The organism is Xenorhabdus mauleonii (assembly GCF_900113945.1).
GTDB lineage: Bacteria > Pseudomonadota > Gammaproteobacteria > Enterobacterales > Enterobacteriaceae > Xenorhabdus > Xenorhabdus mauleonii.
In genome coordinates this window covers 1-2,285 of the sequence record NZ_FORG01000065.1, presented here as the reverse complement: position 1 = coordinate 2,285, position 2,285 = coordinate 1, and the positions used below count along the sequence as shown (strand labels likewise).

The 2,285-nt window shown below is 47.5% G+C and carries 2 protein-coding genes and 1 pseudogene; 1 reads left to right on the top strand and 2 read right to left on the bottom strand.

Translation table 11 applies throughout. The features are described 5' to 3' along the window. Positions 1-274: MobA/MobL family protein (locus BM100_RS23355; protein ID WP_175495006.1), on the bottom strand; the 274-nt coding region annotated here is incomplete at its 3' end. 213 nt (positions 275-487) lie between these two features. Between BM100_RS23355 and BM100_RS22000 the strand changes: the two genes are divergently transcribed. Then, on the top strand, positions 488-931 hold the full coding sequence (locus tag BM100_RS22000; RefSeq protein WP_092514908.1) for a conjugal transfer protein TraD: 444 nt from the start codon (positions 488-490) through the stop codon (positions 929-931). A gap of 355 nt (positions 932-1,286) precedes the next feature. Here BM100_RS22000 and BM100_RS23735 read toward each other — a convergent pair. Next, a pseudogene (locus tag BM100_RS23735) lies at positions 1,287-1,532 on the bottom strand (helix-turn-helix domain-containing protein); the annotation flags it as partial. Positions 1,533-2,285: the final 753 nt, after the last annotated feature.

Below are 2,285 nucleotides of genomic sequence, written 5' to 3'. Positions count from 1 at the left end.
AACTTTCCCGCTGTTCTGGTGTCAGCTCACGGGGCAGGGCAATTTCCATTTCTCGATAAGCCGTGCCGTTCTGTCGCTCGAACGCATCCGCAGCCAGCCAGAATTGTTGCGGGTTATCTGCCGCCCATGCGGGCATATTGCCGTAGTCGGTCGTTTCTAGGCGTTCACCTTTCTCAAGGCGGTTTTTGTACTTCCCTTCACGGGCAATGTAGGCAGCATGTTGTGCGCCTTTTCCTTTCCTGCCGACTTTCACGCTTAATCGGGCTATCGCCATAATGCCATACCTCACGGTGTTCTCATTTGGGGCAAAGCCCCAAACGCGCGTTTCTCATCGAAGATGAGAAACATCTAAGCGCGCCTTACTAATAATCCTACCCGATAGTGAGCCGATTTGCATTATGCTAATTTTGCAACAGGCGAACAAAAGGGTAGGATTATTAGTAAGGAAAGAGCGCTCAAGTGCCGGCATCAGATAATGAGGTTACTCATGAACAAAAGCAACGAATGGCTCAACGCTCGTATCAGCTACATCAGAGGGCTGAAATCACCCACAGAGCACCAGCAGCTACTCGTGAAGCTGGCTACCACAGAGAACAGGGATCGCGACGAGGATCGCAAACTGGCTGTACTGGTTCGGGCAGAAAAAGCCGCAGAACGAGCCATGAAAGCAAAAGGGGCTGCCGCAAAAGTGATCAATGCGGAACGGTTAGCCGCCCGTAAGGCACGCAATCACGAAATGTTTAAGGTGGCGGGACTGGTCAGTGTTGCCGGCTTAATTGACAAGAAAACCGGGCAGCTTCAATTTGATGCCAGCGCGTTCGTCGGGGCATTGTCAAAACTGAGCAAATGTACACCAGAAGAAATCAGGGGACTGAAAAGTCTCGGTGATCGGTTGCTCGCTGAAAATAAGACTGATAACAAGCCTGTTTAAAAACACGGGGGCATCGTGATAATGGATGCCCCTGATGATATTCCGTTGATAAATCTCATACCTTGAACGTTCTGATATCACCGCTAGGCAATTTGACGCGTAGACTGAGTTCCCCGCCTATCGCTTCGATATAACGTCTCAGGTCAGACAGTTTTACATCTTTGGCCAGACGTTCTATCTGAACAACAGACAACAGAGGAATATCTAGCGCTTCTGATATCTCTCTGGCCGAGATATTACATTCCTCCCTCAAAAGCTGTAATCCGGTTTTTAACAGAATTTCATCCGTCATGCTGCTTTCAGGGTTTTTACTATCAAAACGATTGACTAACTCACCCCCAACCCCTCGCGAGGAGTGACGGGGTTTACGCTCTTTCAAGTAACCGTTGTGATCAAAATAGCGACTGGGCCAGATTTGAGACGGGTGCAGATTGAGGCGTAGGGCTATGATCCATTCCCCCCGAGGCCAGCCACGGTTAAGGGTATTGGACAATGTCGAGGGACCTAGCCCAAATTCACGGGAGAGTTCAGCCATATTGGTGCCGATTTTACGTAATGCGGCAACAACTTCGGCGGGGTGCCAGTCTTCGGTCGGTTTCATTCCTGCTTCACCTCATTCTGATGATTGGTGGCGATTCAAGCAGGGTTTGCAATACCGGTAGTTACCGTCCGGTGAGGCCGAAGCCTCCCCCGCCTGAACCGCCATTGAATAGGCGAATGCAGGCACACTGGCAGAAACTTCCTACCAGTGGGTAACTATTTTCAGGGTTGCAAATCCCCGACTATCGGATTTTGCCGATAGCCTTGGCAGATTAACGGTTTAATTAAAAATATTCAATAATAAAATCAATTAGATGTAAGTTATTTAGCAAGCAGGTTTTTTACCTGAATCAGGTACGAATATTGATAATTGACGATCTTTTCTCGTGAGGAAAACAATATCAGGAAAGAAAAATCCAACTAAACAGCCTGTAAGCGATTTTAAGCCCTTTTTGGCTTCCATCTGGGGGAAATATGGTTACGTGATAAAAAAACGCATACAAGCGTTTGTAGGGATTTTTTATGCTCGTTAGAGCATAGGAGGCTGCTTGCTAATGTAAAAAGGATCTTCAACGATCCTCAGCCGATAAAAAAGGGGGGACTGATCGAAGATAGGATCAACCTTCCTCCCTGCTAGGCCGTGAGCGAAGCGAACCAATGCTACTGTTCATAAAGCTATTTGATAGCTGGATGGTCGAAGACGAAAGAATCTTACCGCGATGATTACTTGAATTTTATATTAATACTTGAGGTAGCTTCATTCTGACCGAACAAAGTGAGGGAACTATCAAAGTTGCCCGCAGGGCATTTCAGG